Origin of the sequence: Vibrio glycogenivorans, from assembly GCF_051660965.1 — a bacterium.
Taxonomy (GTDB): Bacteria; Pseudomonadota; Gammaproteobacteria; order Enterobacterales; family Vibrionaceae; genus Vibrio.
The window spans coordinates 168,841-189,751 of sequence record NZ_JBPVIS010000001.1; the positions used below are offsets into that span (position 1 = coordinate 168,841).

The window sequence follows — 20,911 nt, forward strand, 5'->3', positions numbered from 1 at the left end:
CTCAAATAGGCTGCAAACGAACCGCGAGGCCTGCCAAGCCGTTGCCTTTTTTACCGCTTTTTTACATGACTATGCTACTATCGTCAGAAAATTAGGTCTAAGAACCGCGCACAAATGCGCCCTCATAACAAGAGTATTGATTATGAATTTTGATTTACAAATGATTCCCCAAACGTTCGATATGCTTCACGCTGGTCTAGCGGCATCGAGCGTTATTTTGCTTCTTATCGCGGCGTCACGAAAAACGAAAACTATTGAGAAAATCGTTGAGAAGCCAGTAGAAAAAATTGTTGAAGTTGAAAAGCCAGTCGAGAAGATCGTTGAAGTTGAAAAAGTCGTTGAAATTGAAAAAGTAGTAGAGAAGGTTGTCGAAGTTGAGTCCAAACTGGCCACGGCATCAACAGACTCTGCGATGCAGTTGCTTTCTATCATGCAGCAAGAAGCTCGCTTGATTGATTTTCTTAAAGAAGATGTCAGTGCCTTCTCGGATGAAGAAGTCGGCGCTGCCGCTCGCGTGATCCACTCTGGTGGACAAAAAGTGCTTGCCGAATACGTGACCCTAGAGCCCGTACGTACTGAAGATGAAGAAACGCGCATTACCCTTCAAGAGGGCTTTAACCCTCAAGAGATCCGCCTAACAGGTAACGTGACCGGTTCGGCGCCGTTCAACGGGACCCTTGTGCACAAGGGCTGGCGCGCATCCGCGATGAACCTGCCAAAATTGGCTGAGAATTACGATGCATCAGTGATTGCTCCTGCGGAGGTAGAACTATAATGGAAGCGCATAACCATCCTAAATTTAGTGTTGGTATCGACCTCGGTACCACACACTGCGTGTTGTCCTTTGTTGACACCCACGATGAAGACGCACGCGTTGCTGTAATGCCAATTCCACAGTTGACCGCCCCTGGCACGGTCGAGTCTCGCGACCAACTGGGCTCGTTCCTGTATCAACCTCATGAACATGAGATGGACCCTGCGTCGCGTGTATTGCCTTGGACGACGGAGCCAACAGCGCTGGTCGGTGCTGTCGCGCGTAACTTGGGCGCGAAAACGCCAATCCGCCTGATTGCCAGTGCCAAGTCGTGGCTTTGTCATGGCGGGGTTAACCGCCGTGAAGCATTTTTACCCGCCGGTAGCCCTGAGGAAGTTGAAAAAGTTTCGCCACTGCGTGCCACTGAACTGTATCTTGATCACCTCAAGCAAGCATGGGATCACGCGCACCCTGAGCATGCGCTTGCTGATCAAGATGTCACGATTACGGTTCCGGCGTCTTTTGACCCAGCTGCGCGTGATTTGACGGCTGAGGCGGCGCGTAATGTTGGCTTTGCCCACCTAACGCTGCTCGAGGAACCTCAAGCGGCACTGTATAACTGGATTGATAACAGCGACGATAGCTGGCGTGACCAAGTCTCTGTTGGTGACGTGGTGCTGGTGGTGGATATCGGTGGTGGTACCACTGACCTATCTTTGGTAGAAGTGACTGAAGACGAGGGTAACTTATCACTCAACCGCATTGCAGTTGGCGAACATATTCTGCTTGGTGGTGACAACATGGATCTTGCCCTTGCCTATCGACTCAAGATGAAGCTCGCCCAAGAGGGTAAAGATCTTCAGCCGTGGCAAGTGCAAGCAATGACTCACGCTTGTCGTGATGCGAAAGAGGCGCTTCTTAATGACGCCGAACTGAGTTCTGTGCCAATTGTGGTGCCAAGCCGTGGCTCAAAGCTGCTCGGTGCGACACTCAAGACGGAATTGACCCAGCAAGAAGTTCAACAGACCTTAGTCGATGGTTTCTTCCCGAAAGTCGCGATTGATGAGCACCCAGTGCAAAGCCGACGCGGTGCTTTAACCCAAATGGGCCTACCTTATGCGCAAGATGCTGGGATCACCCGCCACATTGCAGCGTTTTTAGCTAAACAAGCCTACGCGCAGGGCGGTGAAGCGCCAGAGCAAGACGTGAATCCATTTGCCGGTATGCCTGGCATGGAAGCACCAAAGCAAACTAGTGATTTTATTAAGCCAAGCGTTATTCTATTTAACGGTGGTGTACTTAAATCGGATCTGTTAGCAACCCGACTACAAGAAACCATCAATGGCTGGCTGCAAGCAGCGGACTGTGTAAGTGCTAAGCGCTTGACCGGGGTTGACCTCGACTTAGCGGTTGCCAGCGGCGCTTCCTACTATGGCGCAGTGCGCCGTGGCCAAGGTGTGCGTATCCGCGGCGGTATCGCATCGGCCTATTATGTTGGGATTGAAAGCGCGATGCCTGCGATACCTGGTATGGCGCCACCATTAGAGGCATTGTGTGTTGCCCCATTTGGTATGGAAGAAGGCTCTGGCGTCGATGTACCAAGCCAAGAGTTTGGATTAGTGATTGGCCAGCCAGTTCATTTCCAGTTCTTTGGCTCTACCGTGCGCCGTGATGATCAGGCGGGTACTCACCTAGATCACTGGGCGCCAGATGAGCTGGAAGAGCTGCCAGAGATCCATGTTACGCTGCCTGTCTCTGACGGCCGCCAACAGGGTGAGGTCGTACCGGTGACGCTCGCTTCTCGCGTAACTGAGCTTGGTACCTTGTACCTTGAAGCGATTGCGACCGACAATGGCCAAAAGTGGCATGTCGAGTTTGATGTACGCGACGAGAGCACTCAGCAAGACCCTGCCTCAGAGCAAGACCCAGCACCAGAACAAGAGTAGCAGCAAACACTCCAACGGCACCATTCACGGTGCCGTTTTTCCAGCTATGTTAAGTACAACTACAACAAAAACTAATAATCACCACAACAAAAGGCTCACCTATGGCAACTGCTCGTTTTCTCGTTGGCATTGATCTTGGCACCACCAACACCGTCGTCGCTTTCTGTGAGATCACTGACGACCTTAAACACGCCCCTATTCAACTGTTTGAAATCGACCAACTCGTCGGAGCAGGAGAAGTGGCGCGAAGACCACTGCTGCCCTCCTTCCGCTATCATCCTGCCAAAGAGCAGGTCGCTCCGGCAGATTTAACCTTACCTTGGGAGCAGCAAGGTATCGCAGGCGACGTTCAAACAGCGATCATTGGTGAATGGGCACGTGAGCTTGGCACCAAGGTCGAAGGGCGCCAGATAGCCAGTGCCAAAAGCTGGCTATCTCACCAGGGCGTCGATCGCCGCTCTGACATTCTTCCATGGGCCGGTGCCAGTGACGTGGATAAAGTCTCACCGGTTATTGCCAGTGCCAGTTATCTGAACCATATTCGCCAAGCTTGGAACCACCGTCACCCAGGTAACCCGCTTGAGGCGCAAGAGGTCATTGTCACAGTACCCGCTTCTTTCGATGAGGCGGCGCGCCAACTGACCCTTGAGGCAGCCAAACTTGCTGGACTTGACCAAGTAGTGCTACTCGAAGAGCCCCAAGCGGTTTGCTATGACTGGTACGCACGCCATCAAGACACAGCCACAGAAGAGCTTACGCAATTGCCACTGATCTTGGTGTGTGATGTGGGCGGCGGAACAACGGATCTTAGCTTGATTCAAGCAGGTCTCACCGAGCAAAAGCTGGCCCTCGATCGAATTGGGGTTGGTGAGCACCTGATGCTAGGGGGAGATAACCTTGACTTGGCACTTGCCCACCTAGCAGAACAAAGGTTCAGCCAATCCAAGCGGCTCAACGCATCGAGTTTGACTAAATTGATCCAACAAACCCGCGCAGCCAAAGAGCAATTGCTGACCGATAGCGCGCCAGAGCAAATAAAGATCACCATGCTAGGCAGTGGCTCTAAGCTGCTTGGTGGCACAAAAAGCATCGATCTAAGCAAGCAAGAGGTCCATCAAATCGCGCTCGAGGGATTTTTTCCACTGACTGACATCAGCGAACACCCTGACAAAAGGCGCAGCGCTGTGGTGGAGTTTGGTCTCCCTTACGTTGCCGACCCTGCAGTCAGTAAACACATCGCACAGTTTCTCGATCAGCACCAGAGCGTTTCTCGAGCGGCACTATCAACGAATGCTAATAGTGAAGTTGCTAGTGATAGGCCTGCAGTACCCGTCGGTTTGTTGCTCAATGGCGGGGTATTCAACAGCCCACTGGTTACCGAGCGGATTACTAAACTGCTTGAGAGCTGGAAAGGGCAACCTGTCACCGTTTTAGATAATCCACATCCTGACTTCTCAGTTGCCCTCGGCGCAGTTGCGTTTGGTAAAGCCCGTCGCGGTGCTCAGCTGAAAATCGGTGGCGGCGCTGCGCGCTCGTACTTTCTCCATTTGCAGGAGAAAAACAGCATGGGCAAAGCGCTATGCCTGCTGGCCAAAGGGACAGAAGAAGGCCATGAAATACGACTTAGTGGCCGACGATTCGCCCTGACCTTGGGAGAGCCGGTGCGCTTTAACTTGTTGACGTCAACCCATGACATTCTGGCTGACGGCGCGCAAATTCAAAACGGACTGCTGTGCCCAATCGACCCTGATTATTTTTCGCCATTGCCCCCCTCCATTACAACACTAGACAGCCAAGGCGCAGAACTTGCCGCCAACCAAAAAGAGCGGGTTGAGGTACAGCTAGCGTGTAAGCTCACTGAAGTCGGCACACTGAGTATCGAGTGCGTCAGCACTGCCGATGACAATCAACGCTGGCAGTTGGAGTTTGAGGTCCGGCATCAGGCCCAAGATCAGCAAGAATCCATCGTGACTCACCCACGACTTAGTGAGTGCCAAGAGATGATCTCACGCCTTTATAGTGGCAACAAGAAGAGCGCTGACAATCAGGCAATCAAAACCCTCAGCCGCAACCTTGAAAAACGCCTAGGTAAGCGCGATGAGTGGGAGTTTATTACCTTGAGACAGCTGTTTGATACGCTCTCTCTTGGGCGTAAGCGTCGCCGACGCTCTGAGTTGCATGAAAAAAACTGGTTGCGCCTTGCTGGATTTTGTCTTCGCCCAGGTTTTGGTGATGCCACCGATTCTTGGCGCATTGAACAGATTTGGTCGCTCTATCAGCAAGGTATTCAATTCAAAAATACTCAAGGTTGGAGTGATTGGTGGGTGTTCTGGCGCCGAGTGTCCGGTGGACTCAATCAAGAACAGCAAGAGACCATCCTTGCCGACATAGCCAAATACCTGCACCCTGGTGCGATGAAAAACCCCAAATCTGCCCAAGCGGCGCAAGAGATGGGTTACGAGTCTATGGTTCGGTTGGCGGCTTCCCTGGAGAATCTTGATGTCGAGGATAAAACGCTACTGTCGTCGTGGTTTATTAGCAAAGCGGTGTCCAACAGCCAATACGCACAGGCACATTGGTGGGCGGTAGGCAGACTCACCTCGCGCACCCCACTGTACGGTAGTCAACACAATGTGATCCCAAGAGAGCAAGTTGAGCAGTGGCTGCCTAAACTGCTTAGCCAAGATTGGGGCAAAGAGTCCATGGCTGGTTTTGCTACAGTAATGATGTGCCGCAAGACGGGTGACCGTCAGCTGGATATCGCCGATGACTATCGAGTTCAAGTGATTGAGAAGTTGAAAAAAAGTAAGTTGCCAGGCTCTTGGCTGACCATGGTCGAGCAGGTTCAAGCCCTTAGTCAGAGTGATTCGAAGCGGATGTTTGGTGATGCCCTTCCTCACGGGCTCACTATGTTCTAAAAACCGAAGTAAGTTTCACTTCTTTCCGAGGGACGGGTTACACTTCGTTCCGAGGTGTGAGGTAGTCGTTCGGGCGGTTTTAGCCCGCGTGCCACTCTGGCCCACTTAATCTGCGCTCTTCAAACCTATTTATAGGTGTGGAGAGCGGCTTTACCAGACCATTTCGACGCAGCATTTTCCGTCTTGGTTTAATAGGTAGCCGCGTGTATCCATTTGGACGATGTACGCTTGCTGGGGTAGCAATAGCGGGCGCTTAAAGCGCACTCGCATCTGTTTGTCACTGCCAAGATTGCGTTTGTTGCAATAAGCAAATAGCGAGGCTACCGAGTACATGCCGTGTAAAATTGGTCGCTTGAAGCCAAACAGTTTTGCGAGAATGGTGTGTATATGAATTGGATTATAGTCACCTGATAGCTTGGCATATTTGCGTGCTTTGCCAATGTTGTAGTCAACAAGGTGGGCCTCTGACATGTCATAACCCTGCTCGTTGGGTGAAACTTTAGGGTGAAACTTATTTCTTTTGCGACTCGGGCTCAGATAATTGCTCAACATAGATACGCACAACTCGTCTCCAGCGAATATCGAAATCGCGACATCAACCTGCGTTCCTGACTCCTGTCGTTCGACCCGAGTCACTTCAGCGACTACCGTGTATTGGTCTTCTGCGCCTCGAGTTTGATGCTTCTCTATCGTTAATCCCGTGTGGACCAAGCCGAGTACGGAAACAGGAAAGCTTTCCAGATTAAACAGGGCAAGCTGCACTGGCTGTGAGAACACGAACCAAAAGGGTAGCGCAACAGAGTGTTGCTCAAACATAAAGTAGCGGTTGTAATCACGTAGTTGTTTGGGATCAATCTGAGCCGATAGCACCGTCAATTGACACGGGCTACTACTGTCATTATCACAACTGCCACTGGCAGTCGCCCTAGGCTTACGACCGACAAACAGCGTTTTTAGCAACTCCCTGTGGTAACGAGGCATAGAGGCCAAGGTAGTCATAGTCGAGTGTTCCTTATAAACAAGACGCAGATTTACTGTAAAAACAGAAAGCTAAGTTGAACAAAAATCTATGCCCTATTCTGAACCAAGTCCACGACGAGTACCAGTCGTTACTATCTAACTCACATGACTCTGCGACCCCACAATTGTGCAATCTCACTTAACTCTGCTGCTCCATAACGCCATGCAGGCTCATGTCATGCTGCTAATCACACTACCCTGTTCGCTCATTTGATTGGCTCTCGAGGTCTCACTGCTGATCGCAGCCTCAAGGAACGACTCCAAGCAACTACTTTTTGCCCATGCGACTAATGACGAGTACTGCCATGCTGGCCGACGTCAATCCCTTGATAAATTTCTGATAACGTTCGAGCTGAACGTGAGCGTGAGCGCGGCTTGTTTGCTTCAGAGTGAGTCTGTTCATGCTCAAGGGCCTTCTGATGTTCTTGTGCCGCGGCAAGAAACTCAGGGTCATTCATGGCTTGCTTACGAAGGCGATTCACGCGTTCAAGTTTTTCTAATAACATAGCAACCTCCACACTGTTGTTATATACAGTATAGAAGCAACCAATACGAACACAAGAAAATACTGTTATTTTATACAGTCATTCATTTAACCAAACCATCACCCAACGATGACAGAGATGCATTACTTGTTTTGTTAAACTGTTCAGGATGTTACAGAAAGGACATGAGGCGATACTGAGCATAGAGTAGAAATGAGAACAGCCAGAGAGAAGTTGTTGCCCTAAGGATTGGGTTTAGCAGGCCGGTTTCAAAATTAATTTCATCGAAAATTAAAGCGAGTCATCAGTTAAAGCGTCTATCGTGCACTCCCCACGATCACCTCTCGCTTCTCGCAGCAACGCGATCCCGCCTCTCGCCTCTTCCCCATAGGGGAACAAAAAAAACGGCCTCCGAAGAGACCGTCTGTACACTAATTAGCCACTAGCATTAAGCAATCTTGTAGATTACCTTGTTACCAGCAAGCTGCTCTTTCACGACTAGGTTTTCTTCTAGAAGTTTTTTCAGAGCACCTGTTGCCCAAGAAGCTGCTTTTGCGTCTTCTTGACCTGCTGCTAGACCAATGCCTTTAGGGTTGATGCCTTCTGCATTGTTAGCAACAATATCAAATACTTGCTGTTGCTTAGGAGTTAGTGAAACATTGGCTGCAACGCTGGTTTTAGCAACTGCTTTCTCTACAACGTTCTCGACAACTGGTTTTGCTGGCGCTGCTTTTTTTGCTTTTGCAACATTCGCTACCGTTGCTTTGATGTGTTTCTGTAGTTTAGCTTGTACCTTACGCTTGTGAGCAAGTCTCATTCAATTATCTCCGCTACACTGCCATACGCAGTGGTCAAAATTAATAGCGCGTTTTATACCAAATTATTGCGACGATTTGTAGGGTAGTGCTGTGATTTGCTGCCAAGTCACCTCAATTTGTTAACAACCACTGTATCAATAATCAGTTAATTGATCCTATTTTCACCGCTTTGAGTAGTAAGTTGTAAGGCGCTAAAGCAAAAACTTAGTCGCTTTCCTACACTTATGATCCAACCTGGATAAGAAGATTATGGAAACACTACACATCAGCAATCGCGAAAAAATTAGCCAGTCAATGGTCATCAAGTTAATCGGTGTGCTGATCGGCGTCGCTCTGGTTTTTCTTTTTATATCATCGCCTTCTATCAGCACCGCTTTCATTTCCCTTTTGGTCGGTGGTATTGCGGTGGCACTCACCTATCACATTATGCGCAAGGCTTATAACGGCTTCACACTGACTGCGACCCACCTTCAACAACATCGAGTTAAGGGTGGCTGGTTGCTCAGTTGGGATAACATCGAGACCATTGGCCAATGTCAGGAAGATGACGATGGTTGGAAACGGCCCCTGCCATGGATAGGTATTAAGATTAAGGACTACCATCCATTTATCGACTCGATATGTCCCAGACTGGCAGTCGATCTTTTGATGGAGCAACGCGCGCTACTGTATGCAGGTATTCACAGAGAAGAGCGTGAGAAATTTCAGGACTTGGTCCTGGATTCTAAGCATGTCCAAGACGGAAAACACTACTACAAGGGATTGCAAGCCACGCTGGCCAACCGGATGCGACACATGCGTGGTGCTTTTGGCTACGATATCTTTATCGCCCAGGGCGACTTAGACAGACCAATAGAGGATTTTATTGGCCTGTCGCGCCGCTACCTCGCCGCTGCGAACTCTCCACGTACAAGCGAGAAGGCGGTCAAAGAGCAAGACAACTCAGCAGATTGACGCTAGAACATCGGCATCTCATCAGCAACAAACGGATTGGTTCTGCGCTCGTAGCCGAAGGTAGACTCAGGACCGTGCCCGGGAACGAAGCGTACTTCATTGCCTAGTGGCCACAGTTTTTCTTTGATGGAAGAAATGAGCGTATTGAAATCACCTTTCGGGAAATCGGTGCGCCCAATACCGCCGTTAAAAAGCACATCACCAACAAATGCTAACTTTGCTTCTTGACTGAATAACACGATATGGCCAGGAGTGTGGCCCGGGGTGTGGATAACTGAAAGCGACTGATTGCCAAACGTGACACTGTCACCCTCATCCAGCCATTGATCCGGTTCAAAGGCCTCGGTTAAAGGGAAGCCAAACATCTGGCTTTGCCCTTCAAGACCCTGTAGCCAGAAATTGTCGTCCTTATGGGGGCCGACAATCGTTACACCCTCTAAATTACGCGCCAAAGGCTGTGTACCACCAACATGATCAAGATGACCGTGGGTCAATACCAGGCGCTCTACCGTCACGCCAAGTTCTTCGATGAGCATTTGCAATTGCTTGACGTCACCACCTGGGTCAATTACGACGCCTTTCATTGTTTCGTCACACCATACGATTGAGCAATTTTGAGAAAAAGAGGTTACAGGAACCACTTGGTATTTTAGAGACATACCGCTACCTTCACTGTCATAGTCTGCGATTTTAGTTTGCACAGACTATGACACTAAGTGGGTGATTTGACAATATGCGAGTATTTGGGCACTAAGCGAGTGCTCTGACAAAAGTAGAGTTAATGGGTTGATTTGCTTTTACCCACTAAAGCAACGTCGATTAGCCTGGAATTGCTCTCATGGTAAGGAGCATCGAGATCATAAATGTCATCACGATAGTGAACGACACCATCTTCCAACCAAGCCGTTTGATAAATAATCATAACCGGAATTTGTCGATTGAAACGAATGTGGCGGTTGGTGCTTGAGTTGAGTAATTTATCACGCTCGATACCTTGATAATCCAGTAACGCTTCTGCAAATTCCTCGGCGTGCTCGACACGGATACATCCAGAACTGAATGCCCTCATGTCTAGATCAAACAAGTTTTTGCTCGGTGTATCGTGTAAGTAAATCGCCCGAGGGTTAGGTGTATTAAATTTGTATAGACCCAAGGCGTTGTTGTAACCAGAGCGCTGGCGCATTCTGAATGGAAATGCGCGTGGGTGTAGGGTTTCCCAGTTAATTGTCGCGGGAGAGATAATACGGGGTGAGGTCCAGCTCTCGATGATATCGATGCCCTGACGAGCTAGGTAACTTGGGTCACGTTTTGCCTTTGGAATAATATCTTCGACCATGATTTTCCACGGAATGTTCCAGGTTGGATTGAGCACGACCGACTTCATCTGTGTTTCCATTATTGGGGTCGGACGGCGCAATTTGCCTACCACCACCTTGGACTCGAAGAGTTGCTGGCCCGAATGTGAGAACTGCATCTCAAAGCTTGGGACGTTGACAGTGACTTGCGTGGTGTTGCCCTTGTCCCACAATCTTGCACGCTCGAGGTTAAGCGCGAGTTTGGTCTTGCGGTAACGGGGGGAAACGTTCAGCCAACGGGTTGTCTTAGGGCCAATGATGGCATCTTGCTTTAGGCCATGGATACGTTGAAATTCGACCATTGCTTGCTTGAGTGACTCATCATACCAGTCAAGGCCAGGGGCTATACCCGAAGTATCGACACCAGCCATGTCTATCCGCTCAATAATTAACTCACGCTCGGGCAGTAGGTCTCCAACACGCTTGAGGCCATCATTTGACACCAGCGAGACCCATTGATTCGAGTGTGCCATCAAATCTTTGAGCGCCATACGAATAGCTTCTCTAGAGGCATGTGGCGGGCGGTAATAGTCTATAAACTGCGACAATGCGTTCATCTCGATAGCACTGACTAGAGAGTCTTGAGAGGTAATCGAGGGCTCGATACTCAGCTCTCGCATTGGCGATTGATAAAACCATGTTTGCCCATACTCTGAGATATTCTCAGCATAACTGACATAGAGCAGCAACGTATCGGTCGCGACCTGATCATAAGCGTGCCATTTCTCCTGCTCTTCCAGGATGACTAAGCTTTCCAAGCGCGATTCTAGTAACGGGCTGACCCCAGAGAGTGCAACCAGAGCAAGTTGCTCTTGAAAAACCATTCGATCGTCGGGATTGATCCACAGTGGTTTAGCCAACATCATTAGGCGTTCAACCTGATTGGGAAACGTCAGCGTAACCCCCTCAACAGTCACCGTTTTAGAGGAGAGGTCAACAGAGCCAAGCTCCACTGCCGAAGACAAAGGTTGCCCTGAGTCTACTTGATTGAGGTGTTTAGTATCGTCCAAAGGCTGAGCGACAGCACAGGCGCAGGCGCAGGCCCCAAACACGGCGAAAAATACCCAAGATTTCATGTCCTATCCCCTAGGTGAGGTGTATGACATAAGTATGGCAAAGAACACATTTGAAACTGTATTAAAGTTTAGAAACAACACGGTTATGACTCATCGAGCTATCCAGACTAATTCGGTGATATTAGATGAATATTGAGGCAAACAGAAGAAGAAAATGTTGCAATTTTAGATATTTAGCCCATAGAACACTAACGTTAGCGCGAGTAAAAACAAGATCAACACCCTGGTATATCGGTAGTCACGAGGCTCAAGCTGATACTGCTCGCAAAATGTCTTGAAGCTCCTTTGTACGATTTGGTGTTTTTGTTGCCTAAAAAAACGCATCGGTACAAACCGATGCGTTTCACTACCTTATATACCGCCTTAAAGCATTAGATTGGCAGTTTGTGTTTACCGTGTGATACTTTGGCCTTGAGATACTCCTCGTTGCCCGACTTTACGTGCGCCGATGTGTGTACCACCTCGGCAATCTCGATCCCATGCCCTTCTAAGTCACGTACTTTCTTCGGATTGTTGGTCACCAAGCGAATACGCGTCAAGTTTAGTGCCTTGAGCATCTGCGCGGCCTCTGTAAAATCACGCAAATCGTCGCCAAAACCTAGATGGTTATTCGCTTCGTAAGTATTCATACCCTCGCTTTGTAAGCGATACGCGTCAATCTTGTTATACAGCCCAATACCACGCCCCTCTTGGCGTAGGTACAGAATGATACCGCCCTTCTCCCCCATCAGATTGATGGTCTCATCCAGCTGCTCACCGCAATCACAACGCGAGGAGTGGAAGACGTCACCGGTTAGGCATTCAGAGTGCATTCTAACTAAAGGCGGGGTTGATGGGGCTTGGTCAGCTTGTTTGAAAATCACCGCTACATGCTCTTTAGTGGTTTTCAGACCATTGAACGACAAAAGCTCAGCTGCAATGTCGCTTCGCTGACCAACCTTAAAATTTACTCTAGCTCTTACTTCCGCCATATCTCTCTCTCTTTCATCAAACAACGCGCGCTGTGCTTGTTGCTAAGCTCTTGGCTTTACTTGTTATCCACGCTGAGTTGCTGTCGACCTTATATATGTGGGTGAAAATGAAAAGTTCAACCCAAATACCTTTACTCATGTCACTTCAAGGTGCAGTTCCAGCAAGATTTGCAGCCAAGTTGCTTACTTGAGTATAAGTGACTTTGAACTGTATTTCTTGAGTAAGAAATGCAATTGATAGCACATGTTATAACATAACAATTGTAGGCAAAGGCATGAGTAATTACCACGAGATAATAACCACAAATTAAGTAATGAAATTGAAGCGATGAATTGGCGCGAAGATCATGCGCTGTGGGAGGTTTGCTGTTGTTTCCAAACATTAAGTTGAACCCAAGCAGATTCAAGTTCAGAAATTTCCTCGGAGGTAAGGATTGACAGAGTCGACTCATTGCTCGCCGTCCCATTAGATTGTAGGTTGCTTAGCCGAGCGTAAAAATCTTTTTTAAGCTGTAATATTAGCGATTCCACAATATCTACCCAGTCAATTAAAAAATCCATTTCTAATTCCGGGACCATATTATCAGCCTGAGAATAAATTGCACGTTTTATCAACAATTAATAGTGGTTTATGTGCAACTAATTCCACAAATGCCCCTAAAAACTTATTGAGAGAGGGGTTATTAACTTATCACTTCTTGAAGCCATCATTCCATGAAGCCATAATTCCTTGAAGCAAAGTTCCTAGAAAGAATAGATCCTTGAGGCAATAGATCCTAGAAAGAATAGATCCTTAAAGTAATAACCCCTTGAGTGATTAGCGACGTTTGCCTAGTTTTACACTACCATCTTCTTGGAACCACAATGCTTGGCTGCGCTTCTTACCAATTAAAATTGGCCCATCATCATAAAACAGGAAGTTTTTCCAGTAGCGTTTAAATATCGACCACTTGGTCTCGATGATATTGTACTTCTCGTAGCAGAAATACACCGTGACATCATCTTGCCAGTCAATATATTCGAGTAGTCCCTCAGGCATTAGGTCGTCCTCTGCCTCCCATGCCTGCATCCAATCGATATTCTCCAGCCAATTGCTGTCATTAGCAGGCCAATCTTGACTACTGAATCGCGCAGCATCCGGACTGGTGGCACTGATCTGCTCTTTCCATAGCTGGGAGGCACGTGCCTGTGTCATCGGTTTGATCAACTCAAGATCCGATTCCGGCACTGGCATCGATTGATGGGTAAAGATCCACTTTCTGTTGTACTCATTAATTGAAATGTAAGACATCGTTAATCCGCCTTCAGCCAACCGTTGGCAACGGCATTTTCTACAATCTGTTGAGCCTTGACCCACAGTGCCTCAGAGCCCTCTTCAATGCGTCGATTGACCGTCAAGACCTGATCTTTGTGCACGCCATGCTCAAGCCAACTCTGACCTTGATTATAGTGGTTGAGCAGCATTGGGATGATTCGATCGAGAGCTTTGGCAAATTTTGCATCCGCGGTTTGAGCTTGCTCGAACTCTTGCCACAGAGAAAACAGTGCCTGACCTTGCTCATCAGGTAATAGACCAAACAATCGCTCTGCACACTCTAGCTCTTTCTGTTCTTGGCTCTCAGAGGCAACCGCATCATAGACAAAAGTGTCACCTGCATCGATTTCAACCACATCGTGCAGCAGCAACATCTTAATCACTCGGCTCACATCAACCGGTTGATTGGCATGTTCCTCAAACAATAGCGCCATTAATGCCACATGCCAGCTATGCTCGGCACTATTTTCCAATCGCCCATCGGCACTTTTTACTCTTGTGCGTCGCAACACAGATTTTAGTTGATCGAGCTCCATTAATAGCGCGAGCTGTTTTTCTAATCTTAGTGACATATTAATCTCTTTTTTTCCAATCTGGATTGATCATCGCGGTCAATATATGATCCTGCCACTGACCATCAATTAAAATATATTGCTGAGAGAATCCCTCCCGCTCAAAACCTACTCGACTTAACACCGCCGCACTTTTTTTATTGTGTGGCATATAAGCGGCACAAACTCGATGCATATTTTCAATCTCAAACATATATTGCACCGCGAGTGTGAGTGCCTTAGTCATTAACCCCTTGCCCTGCTCAGACTTTGCCAAGGAATAACCGACATTACAGCTGTGGACAGGAAATCTCGTCACGCTGCTAAAAGAGACAGTGCCTAGCATCTGTTTATCTGCGCGATCGGTAATTAGCATATAATAGCCAAGCCCAAGTCGATGCAGCTCTTGCAGTTTAAGCAGTTTCTTTTGCCAACCGACCTCGGTAAAAAACTCCGCATCACGCTCAGGCTCCCAAGCTCTAAGCGCCTGTTTATTTGCACAAAAATAGCGACTGATCATCTGTGCGTCCGCAATATTAGCGGTACGCAAAATAAACTCATCACCCCTGCGAAACATTTCTCCCATCGCGATTACTGCTTACGAATGCTGTAATCGCGCAGTTTATTGGCGATCGATGTATGGGAAACATCAAGGCGCTTAGCTAACTTACGGCTCGACGGATAAGACTGGAACAGATGCTCTAGGATCTGCGCTTCGTAACTCTTCATAATGTCATCGAGCGAGCCATCAAGCTGATGGCTGTTAAATGAGGTCGGCAGTTTCTCATTACTTGGCAGATGGAAGTAATCTACCACCAACTCGTTACCCTCTAATTCAGTCAAGGCTCGCAACACGGTGTTGTCTAGCTGGCGCATATTGCCCGGCCAGTGATGAGTAGCGAGTTGGCTGGTGAGCTCCGATGACCATTTGGGGATGGTCATGTTCATATTGTGGGCGTGCTTGGCCACAAACAGCTCTAGTAGCGGACCAATATCACTGGCGCGCTCTCGCAATGGTGGGATAGTCAGGGTCAAAACGTTGAGACGATAAAACAGATCCTCACGAAAGCTGCCTGATTCGGCGAGCTCAGCAAGATTATGCCTAGTTGAGGCGATAACACGTACGTCCACATGCATCTCCTGCTCTTCGCCGACTCGCCTAAACGTGCCATCTTGCATCAAGCGCAGCAGCTTGATCTGCAGGTGTGGGCTCATCTCACCAATCTCATCAAGAAACACCGTCCCGCCATCGGCTTGCTCAAAAATGCCCTTGTGGCCAATATCATCATTGAATGAACCTGGTGCATTACCAAATAATTCCGTCTCTGCCACATCGTCAGGCATAGAGGCACAGCTCAACACCATAAACGGCTCAGCTGAGCGGTGAGAGCGATTATGACAAGCACGCGCCAGCATCTCTTTCCCCGTGCCAGTTTCACCCTCAATCAGCAATGGTTGATCGAGCATAGCGAGCTTTTTTGCTTGACTGATTAATGACTTATGACGATTAGAAATACCGACGAAATGCTCAAAGCCGAGCTCTTGGGACGGGGTTAACACATCGGTGTTGTGCGATACTTCTGCCACCGGCCTTAGGGCAATCACCGCACTGACCAAGGCTTGGTCGCGATCATCGCCGCTGATAAATACCGGCATCAGCTCGAGAATATAATCTAGGCCATTGTGGACGACATTTTCCCGCACACGACTGCGCTGACCATCCAGCCAATCTTGGAAGGAAAAGCTCGGCAGTGCCTGCGAGATATTGCGTCCATTCAAGCTCTCTGATTCGGCGCCGAACAAGCTATTGGCTGCGTGGTTAGCGGTATCAATATTGCCTTTGAGATCAACCGATAATACCGGCGAAGGTAGGCTATCTAGTACCGCCAGCAACTCATGGTTCTGCCGCTCCATTGGCATAAACTGGATTTTGCGTACGTCCTTAACGCCGTTGATCCTACGGATCTCGGTCATCAACTCACTGAAGGTATCAAAATCGATATCAGGACAGTTGAGATAGATGATCCCCGACACATCAATCTCAATACCTCGAAGGTCGATACTGCGCTTGGCCAATATCTCCAGCAGCTCACGAGTCAAACCCAAGCGATCTTCACAAAAGACTTCTAGACGCACAAAATAATCCTATTAACGGTGTCACGAAAAGTTGACAGTAGTTTCGCTCACCTCGGTTTAAGCGTCAAGAATTGTTGTCGTGCAAGGGATTAATCTGGTTATTTCACAGTCAATGCTGCGACTTTCGAGATGATTTGCTTGCGAATACTGCCCAAGGTAACTCGTCTACCCTCCTGCCATGGGGTCGGCCTAAGCAACTCTATCGACTTTAAACCTAGGCGCGCGGTTAGGATACCAATACCAAGCCCTTGACCTGCACGTACCGATAACTTGCCAGCCAAGTCCATCGACATCATATCCATGGACGCGTCAATCGCCAGTTCACTCGCCCCTGCGGCCGCCATGTTGACAAACACTAGCCTGAGTAGTCGAATGCGCGACCAATAGCCTAGCTCTATGCCATACACCTTAGACAGCGCATCAATCATCTTGAGGTTTCGCCACACGACCAACAGCATATCCGCCGTCGCGAGCGGGCTAATTGCCACCAAGCCAGCTGATTCAGTGGCGTGTTTAGTGATCACCTCAACGGCTCTGCGATCTAACTGCGTCACCACCATCGCATCGTACATCTCGATGATCTCAGCATCACTGTGATGGGCTTTAACCGCATTACGCCAGCGTTCATAAGGCTGGTACTCTTCACGAAGGCCACTCTTTTGGGCAAGCTTTTGGCAAAATTCAGCGCCCTTGCCGACAGAATCGCCCTTGATCAGTTGCTCGGTTTGCTCTTGCACGGAAAAGTGCCCGCGTAGACGGCGCAGCTTTAGCCATTCTTTCGTCAGGGCTGCTAGACCAAAGCTACCCAACACACTGACAAAGCCCGCCCAACCGAGACTCAGCCAATCACCCGCCCCAATCGCCGTAGCCAGGTTATCAATCAGTTGCCAGCCCGCCAAACCAACAAAACTGCCTGCTGCAAGCATCGCTGGCCACCGACGACGTTTTTTCGGCCGGATAATTCCCTCAAACTCATCGAGCACGGGTGGCTGCGCTGGCTCTGAGGCGGTCAAGACAAAAGTCTCCTGCTCAGAATAGTGCTTAGCTTGCTCAAATAGGTGCTGAGCGTCGGGCTCGTCGACCGATTGGGCGTCTTTATAAATGGTCCGTGGCTGATGCTCTTTCATCGAAGTTTGTCCCCAAGCAAATATTGGATCACCTTATCCATTCTAATATGACTCAGCGGCTGGTGCTCAATCATGGGCTGTGGCCTAAATGCGCTGAAATGAAACTGGTGATTGCGCCAAAAGTCGCAACCTGGCAGTGCTTTCGGTACGCTCCCCGGAAATACGGTCAATGGCTTTCCATCCATATCGCTACCTTTGATCACCGATTGCATCTTACCGTCGGCATACACATGCCCTGGCTGAGTTGCCTGGATAGAGGCGATGCTCATGCACTGCATCTCAATGTGCTCAAAGGCCGCCTGCTGCCACACAGAGTGAATCATATTTTGCAGCAGAGCCACCAAGTTGGGGTGTTGCTCTGGGGTGATGTGGTCGGCTTTGGTCGCAACAAACAGAGCTTTATCTATTTTGGGCGCAAACAAGCGTGTCAACAGGTTAGATTGCCCGTAACGATAGCTTTGCATTATCTGCTCTAACGCAAAGCGCATATCTTGAAAACTCTCTCGACCTTTGTTTAGCGGAGACAAGCAATCCACCAGCACCACCTGACGATCAAAAGATGAAAAATAGTCTTTATAAAAACGCTTAACCACATTGGTTTGATATTGGCGATAGCGCGAGATTAGCATGTCCAAATTGGAGCCTTTTATCGGTGCATGCCCCGCTGCTATCTTAACTGGGAAGAACTGCAGCACCGGCGCTCCTTTCAAGTCGCCCGGTAGCACAAATCGCCCAGGCTGAACCCAGTGATAACCGGCTTGCTTACACTGATGGAGATAGTCTGTGTATTGTTCACTCAGGTACTGCAGCTGCGATTCATCAGCTGCCGCGTCCAAGTCCAGTTGCTCAAGCCCGTCAGTCCATTGAGTCGCTAGCTCACCACGCTTGCCAGACAAAGGCGCAAACTGCCCCTCGCTCCATTGAAAAAAATCCTGTTCAAGCAAAGGTAAATCCAACAGCCATTCACCTGGATAGTCAACTATATCAAGGTACAAGGTAGCGGTTTTCGACACCAGTTTCCGCGCCCTACTTGTCGGGCGATATTTAACCGCAAGGCGTACCTCACTCACATCACGCGTTGGTACTGGCCAATTTGGCTCACTATTAGTCAATTGCGCCATTGCTTCGTCATAGGCAAACCTTGGCACCATGAGATTGGTTTGCGGAACACGTTTGGCGCCAACCAGTCGCCCAGAGCGCGCCGCATCGAGTAACGGTAGATTTTCGTGAGTAGAAGTGTGTAAGAATTGATTGACCAACGAGGTGATAAAGGCCGTTTTGCCTGCGGTGGATAACCCAGTCACTGCAACCCGGACATGGGCATCGAGACCACGGTTGACGAGATCGGAAACTTCTTTGGTTAGGCTTTTCATCAATTAGGCTATACCTCTAGCGCAAAAAGCCCCGGAGGGTCCGAGGCTGATTGGGTGCTTTTTTACTGCAGATTAATCGTCTTCTATCAATTTGTATATGACGAACAAGCTGATTTCAAGCAAGACAAACAAGGCGCAGGTGACTGGAACGTACTTTTGTTCAAAAACTGTAATGCCGTGAAGGATCAGGTCGTAGCCGATCAAGCCACCGACGGCAATCGCAATCAAAATTTGTAAGATCTGCACAAAACGTGGCATGCACTGCTCCCTTAATTTTCTCTTTTTTACAATCGGTTACATTAACAGATTAAAGTTAGACCACCCCAATAGACCTAGCAAGTTCTATTGGGGAATATGGGAGACCACGCAGATCTTTCAGTTAGTCCTGCCCTTCCGCTTCTGCAATCTTGACTTTCCAGGTATCGGGACCGATTTGGTGTACGTTAATACCATTTGAGTCAACAGCCACACTGACTGGCATATCTTCGACTTCAAATTCGTAGATCGCTTCCATACCCAGGTCTTCAAACGCCACCACACGGGCTTTCTTGATCGCTTTCGCAACCAAATAAGCCGCGCCGCCGACCGCCATCAGGTAGACAGACTTATGCTGCTTGATTGACTCTACCGTTTGCGCGCCGCGCTCGGCCTTACCAATCATGCCCATAATGCCGGTTTGCTCAAGCATCATATCGGTAAACTTATCCATACGTGTTGAGGTTGTCGGGCCGGCAGGGCCAACCACTTCGTCGCCAACTGCATCAACAGGGCCAACGTAGTAGATAAACTTGCCTTTAAGATCCACCCCTTCAGGCAGGCCTTCACCACTTTCCAGCATCGATTGAATACGCTTATGCGCGGCATCACGACCTGTTAGGATTTTACCCGACAGCAGCAAGGTCTCACCAGTTTGCCACTCCTGAACCTGCTCTTGGGTGAGCGTATCTAGGTTAACTTGGCGCGTGCTTTCACCTGCTTCCCAGGTAATATCTGGCCAGTCTTCCAATTTGGGTGGCGTCAGCTCAGCAGGCCCTGAGCCATCCAAGGTAAAGTGGACGTGACGCGTCGCAGCACAGTTCGGGATCATGCACACCGGTTTTGACGCAGCATGAGTTGGCGCCGTCTTGATTTTGACATCCACTACTGTGGTTAGACCGCCTAAGCCCTGTGCGCCGATGCCCAAACGATTAACGCGCTTAAAGATATCCAGACGCAACTCTTCTTCCGCATTTTGTGGACCGCGCTCAATAAGCTCATGGATATCGATATGCTCCATCAGAGACTCTTTCGCCAACACGGCAGCTTTCTCCGCGGTACCACCGATACCAATACCGAGCATGCCCGGTGGACACCAGCCCGCGCCCATGGTCGGCAGGGTTTTCTCTACCCACTCGGCAATATCGTCTGATGGGTTAAGCATCACCATCTTGGTTTTGTTTTCACTACCGCCACCTTTGGCCGCGATCTGAACTTCAACTTTATCACCCGGGACTAGGTTCAGGTGCACAACCGCTGGCGTGTTATCTTTGGTATTAATACGCTTGCCAGCAGGATCTTTGAGGATCGAGGCACGCAGCGGATTATCTGGGTTGGTGTATGCCTGGCGCACGCCCTCGTCGATCATCTCCTGCAACGTCATACTGGTGTCGTCCCACTGAACGCCCATGCCGACATTAACAAAACAGGTGACGATACCTGTATCCTGACAAATAGGACGATGGCCCTCAGCTGACATGCGGGAGTTAATCAGTATCTGGGCGATGGCGTCCTTGGCTGCTTGGCTTTGCTCTTTGTGATAAGCCTGCTCAAGTGCTTGGACGAAATCGAGTGGATGGTAGTAAGAGATGTACTGGAGTGCATCAGCCACACTTGTGATCACATCTTGTTTTTTTATAACCGTCATTGCTTCCCTCTTGCTCAAGTGTTTGTCTCAGAGAGTCTCTATAGACATATTTTGTTTTCAACATCATAGCGACTTCGGCGAGCCGTCACTAGATCACAGAGCACATAATCATCGCGGTTTGGACAAAGATGATTATTTTGTATACCAGCAAGCGGCAATCGCTTGCTATTGTTAAGTACATAGTCAAAAATTGCCGCCACTGTTTTGAA

Annotated in this window: 18 protein-coding genes; 4 read left to right on the forward strand and 14 right to left on the reverse strand. The window is 48.9% G+C overall.

The window, feature by feature from the left end; genetic code table 11:
• Positions 1 to 142: 142 nt before the first annotated feature.
• The 3 genes from ACSTTG_RS00760 to ACSTTG_RS00770 all read left to right on the forward strand — a co-directional run bounded on the left by ACSTTG_RS00760 (position 143) and on the right by ACSTTG_RS00770 (position 5,618).
• Complete coding sequence (locus tag ACSTTG_RS00760; protein WP_438473519.1) at positions 143 to 775, forward strand: DUF2760 domain-containing protein; 633 nt, start codon at positions 143 to 145, stop codon at positions 773 to 775.
• Entirely contained in the window at positions 775 to 2,700 is a 1,926-nt protein-coding gene (locus tag ACSTTG_RS00765; protein ID WP_438473520.1) for an Hsp70 family protein, read from the forward strand. Before ACSTTG_RS00760 ends, ACSTTG_RS00765 begins: the two co-directional genes overlap by 1 nt.
• 101 nt (positions 2,701 to 2,801) lie before the next feature.
• Complete coding sequence (locus ACSTTG_RS00770) at positions 2,802 to 5,618, forward strand: Hsp70 family protein (protein ID WP_438473521.1); 2,817 nt, start codon at positions 2,802 to 2,804, stop codon at positions 5,616 to 5,618.
• Positions 5,619 to 5,768: 150 nt separating this feature from the next.
• Here the strand turns inward: ACSTTG_RS00770 and ACSTTG_RS00775 are convergent, their stop codons facing one another.
• The 3 genes from ACSTTG_RS00775 to ACSTTG_RS00785 form a co-directional block, all read right to left on the reverse strand.
• Positions 5,769 to 6,617, reverse strand: coding sequence for a MaoC/PaaZ C-terminal domain-containing protein (locus ACSTTG_RS00775; RefSeq protein WP_438473522.1), 849 nt, complete (start codon positions 6,615 to 6,617; stop codon positions 5,769 to 5,771).
• 308 nt (positions 6,618 to 6,925) lie between these two features.
• On the reverse strand, positions 6,926 to 7,144 hold the full coding sequence (locus ACSTTG_RS00780; protein WP_438460012.1) for a hypothetical protein: 219 nt from the start codon (positions 7,142 to 7,144) through the stop codon (positions 6,926 to 6,928).
• A gap of 427 nt (positions 7,145 to 7,571) precedes the next feature.
• Positions 7,572 to 7,940 carry a MarR family transcriptional regulator gene (locus tag ACSTTG_RS00785; protein ID WP_438460011.1) on the reverse strand — a complete coding sequence of 123 codons (369 nt, stop codon included), beginning with the start codon at positions 7,938 to 7,940 and terminating at the stop codon, positions 7,572 to 7,574.
• A 250-nt stretch (positions 7,941 to 8,190) separates the two neighbouring features.
• On the opposite strand from ACSTTG_RS00785, the gene ACSTTG_RS00790 reads away from it, so the two are divergent.
• The gene (locus ACSTTG_RS00790) at positions 8,191 to 8,895 is read left to right on the forward strand and encodes a DUF2982 domain-containing protein (protein WP_438473523.1); all 705 of its coding nucleotides are present in this window, start codon (positions 8,191 to 8,193) and stop codon (positions 8,893 to 8,895) included.
• 2 nt (positions 8,896 to 8,897) lie between these two features.
• On the opposite strand, the gene ACSTTG_RS00795 is transcribed toward ACSTTG_RS00790, so the two are convergent.
• The 11 genes from ACSTTG_RS00795 to ACSTTG_RS00845 all read right to left on the reverse strand — a co-directional run bounded on the left by ACSTTG_RS00795 (position 8,898) and on the right by ACSTTG_RS00845 (position 20,702).
• Positions 8,898 to 9,554, reverse strand: coding sequence for an MBL fold metallo-hydrolase (locus ACSTTG_RS00795; RefSeq protein ID WP_438460009.1), 657 nt, complete (start codon positions 9,552 to 9,554; stop codon positions 8,898 to 8,900).
• 119 nt (positions 9,555 to 9,673) lie between these two features.
• Complete coding sequence (locus ACSTTG_RS00800) at positions 9,674 to 11,326, reverse strand: L,D-transpeptidase family protein (protein ID WP_438473524.1); 1,653 nt, start codon at positions 11,324 to 11,326, stop codon at positions 9,674 to 9,676.
• Between the two features lie 371 nt (positions 11,327 to 11,697).
• A complete protein-coding gene (locus tag ACSTTG_RS00805; RefSeq protein WP_438473525.1) occupies positions 11,698 to 12,297 on the reverse strand; it encodes a GTP cyclohydrolase II in 600 nt (199 codons plus the stop codon).
• Between the two features lie 817 nt (positions 12,298 to 13,114).
• Positions 13,115 to 13,588: a DUF2947 domain-containing protein gene (locus tag ACSTTG_RS00810; RefSeq protein WP_438460006.1), complete on the reverse strand. Its 474-nt coding sequence runs from the start codon at positions 13,586 to 13,588 to the stop codon at positions 13,115 to 13,117.
• A 2-nt stretch (positions 13,589 to 13,590) separates the two neighbouring features.
• On the reverse strand, positions 13,591 to 14,184 hold the full coding sequence (locus tag ACSTTG_RS00815; protein WP_438460005.1) for an HD domain-containing protein: 594 nt from the start codon (positions 14,182 to 14,184) through the stop codon (positions 13,591 to 13,593).
• Between the two features lies 1 nt (position 14,185).
• Positions 14,186 to 14,749 (reverse strand): ribosomal protein S5-alanine N-acetyltransferase, encoded by a 564-nt coding sequence (rimJ, locus tag ACSTTG_RS00820; RefSeq protein WP_438460004.1) that lies wholly within the window; start codon positions 14,747 to 14,749, stop codon positions 14,186 to 14,188.
• Between the two features lie 5 nt (positions 14,750 to 14,754).
• Positions 14,755 to 16,299 carry a transcriptional regulator TyrR gene (tyrR, locus tag ACSTTG_RS00825; RefSeq protein ID WP_438460003.1) on the reverse strand — a complete coding sequence of 515 codons (1,545 nt, stop codon included), beginning with the start codon at positions 16,297 to 16,299 and terminating at the stop codon, positions 14,755 to 14,757.
• A 98-nt stretch (positions 16,300 to 16,397) separates the two neighbouring features.
• A complete protein-coding gene (locus ACSTTG_RS00830; RefSeq protein ID WP_438473526.1) occupies positions 16,398 to 17,426 on the reverse strand; it encodes a YcjF family protein in 1,029 nt (342 codons plus the stop codon).
• Complete coding sequence (locus ACSTTG_RS00835) at positions 17,423 to 18,799, reverse strand: YcjX family GTP-binding protein (protein ID WP_438473527.1); 1,377 nt, start codon at positions 18,797 to 18,799, stop codon at positions 17,423 to 17,425. Before ACSTTG_RS00835 ends, ACSTTG_RS00830 begins: the two co-directional genes overlap by 4 nt.
• 72 nt (positions 18,800 to 18,871) lie before the next feature.
• Positions 18,872 to 19,057: a hypothetical protein gene (locus tag ACSTTG_RS00840; protein ID WP_438460000.1), complete on the reverse strand. Its 186-nt coding sequence runs from the start codon at positions 19,055 to 19,057 to the stop codon at positions 18,872 to 18,874.
• Positions 19,058 to 19,178: 121 nt separating this feature from the next.
• Entirely contained in the window at positions 19,179 to 20,702 is a 1,524-nt protein-coding gene (locus ACSTTG_RS00845; protein WP_438459999.1) for a fumarate hydratase, read from the reverse strand.
• Between the last annotated feature and the right edge of the window lie 209 nt (positions 20,703 to 20,911).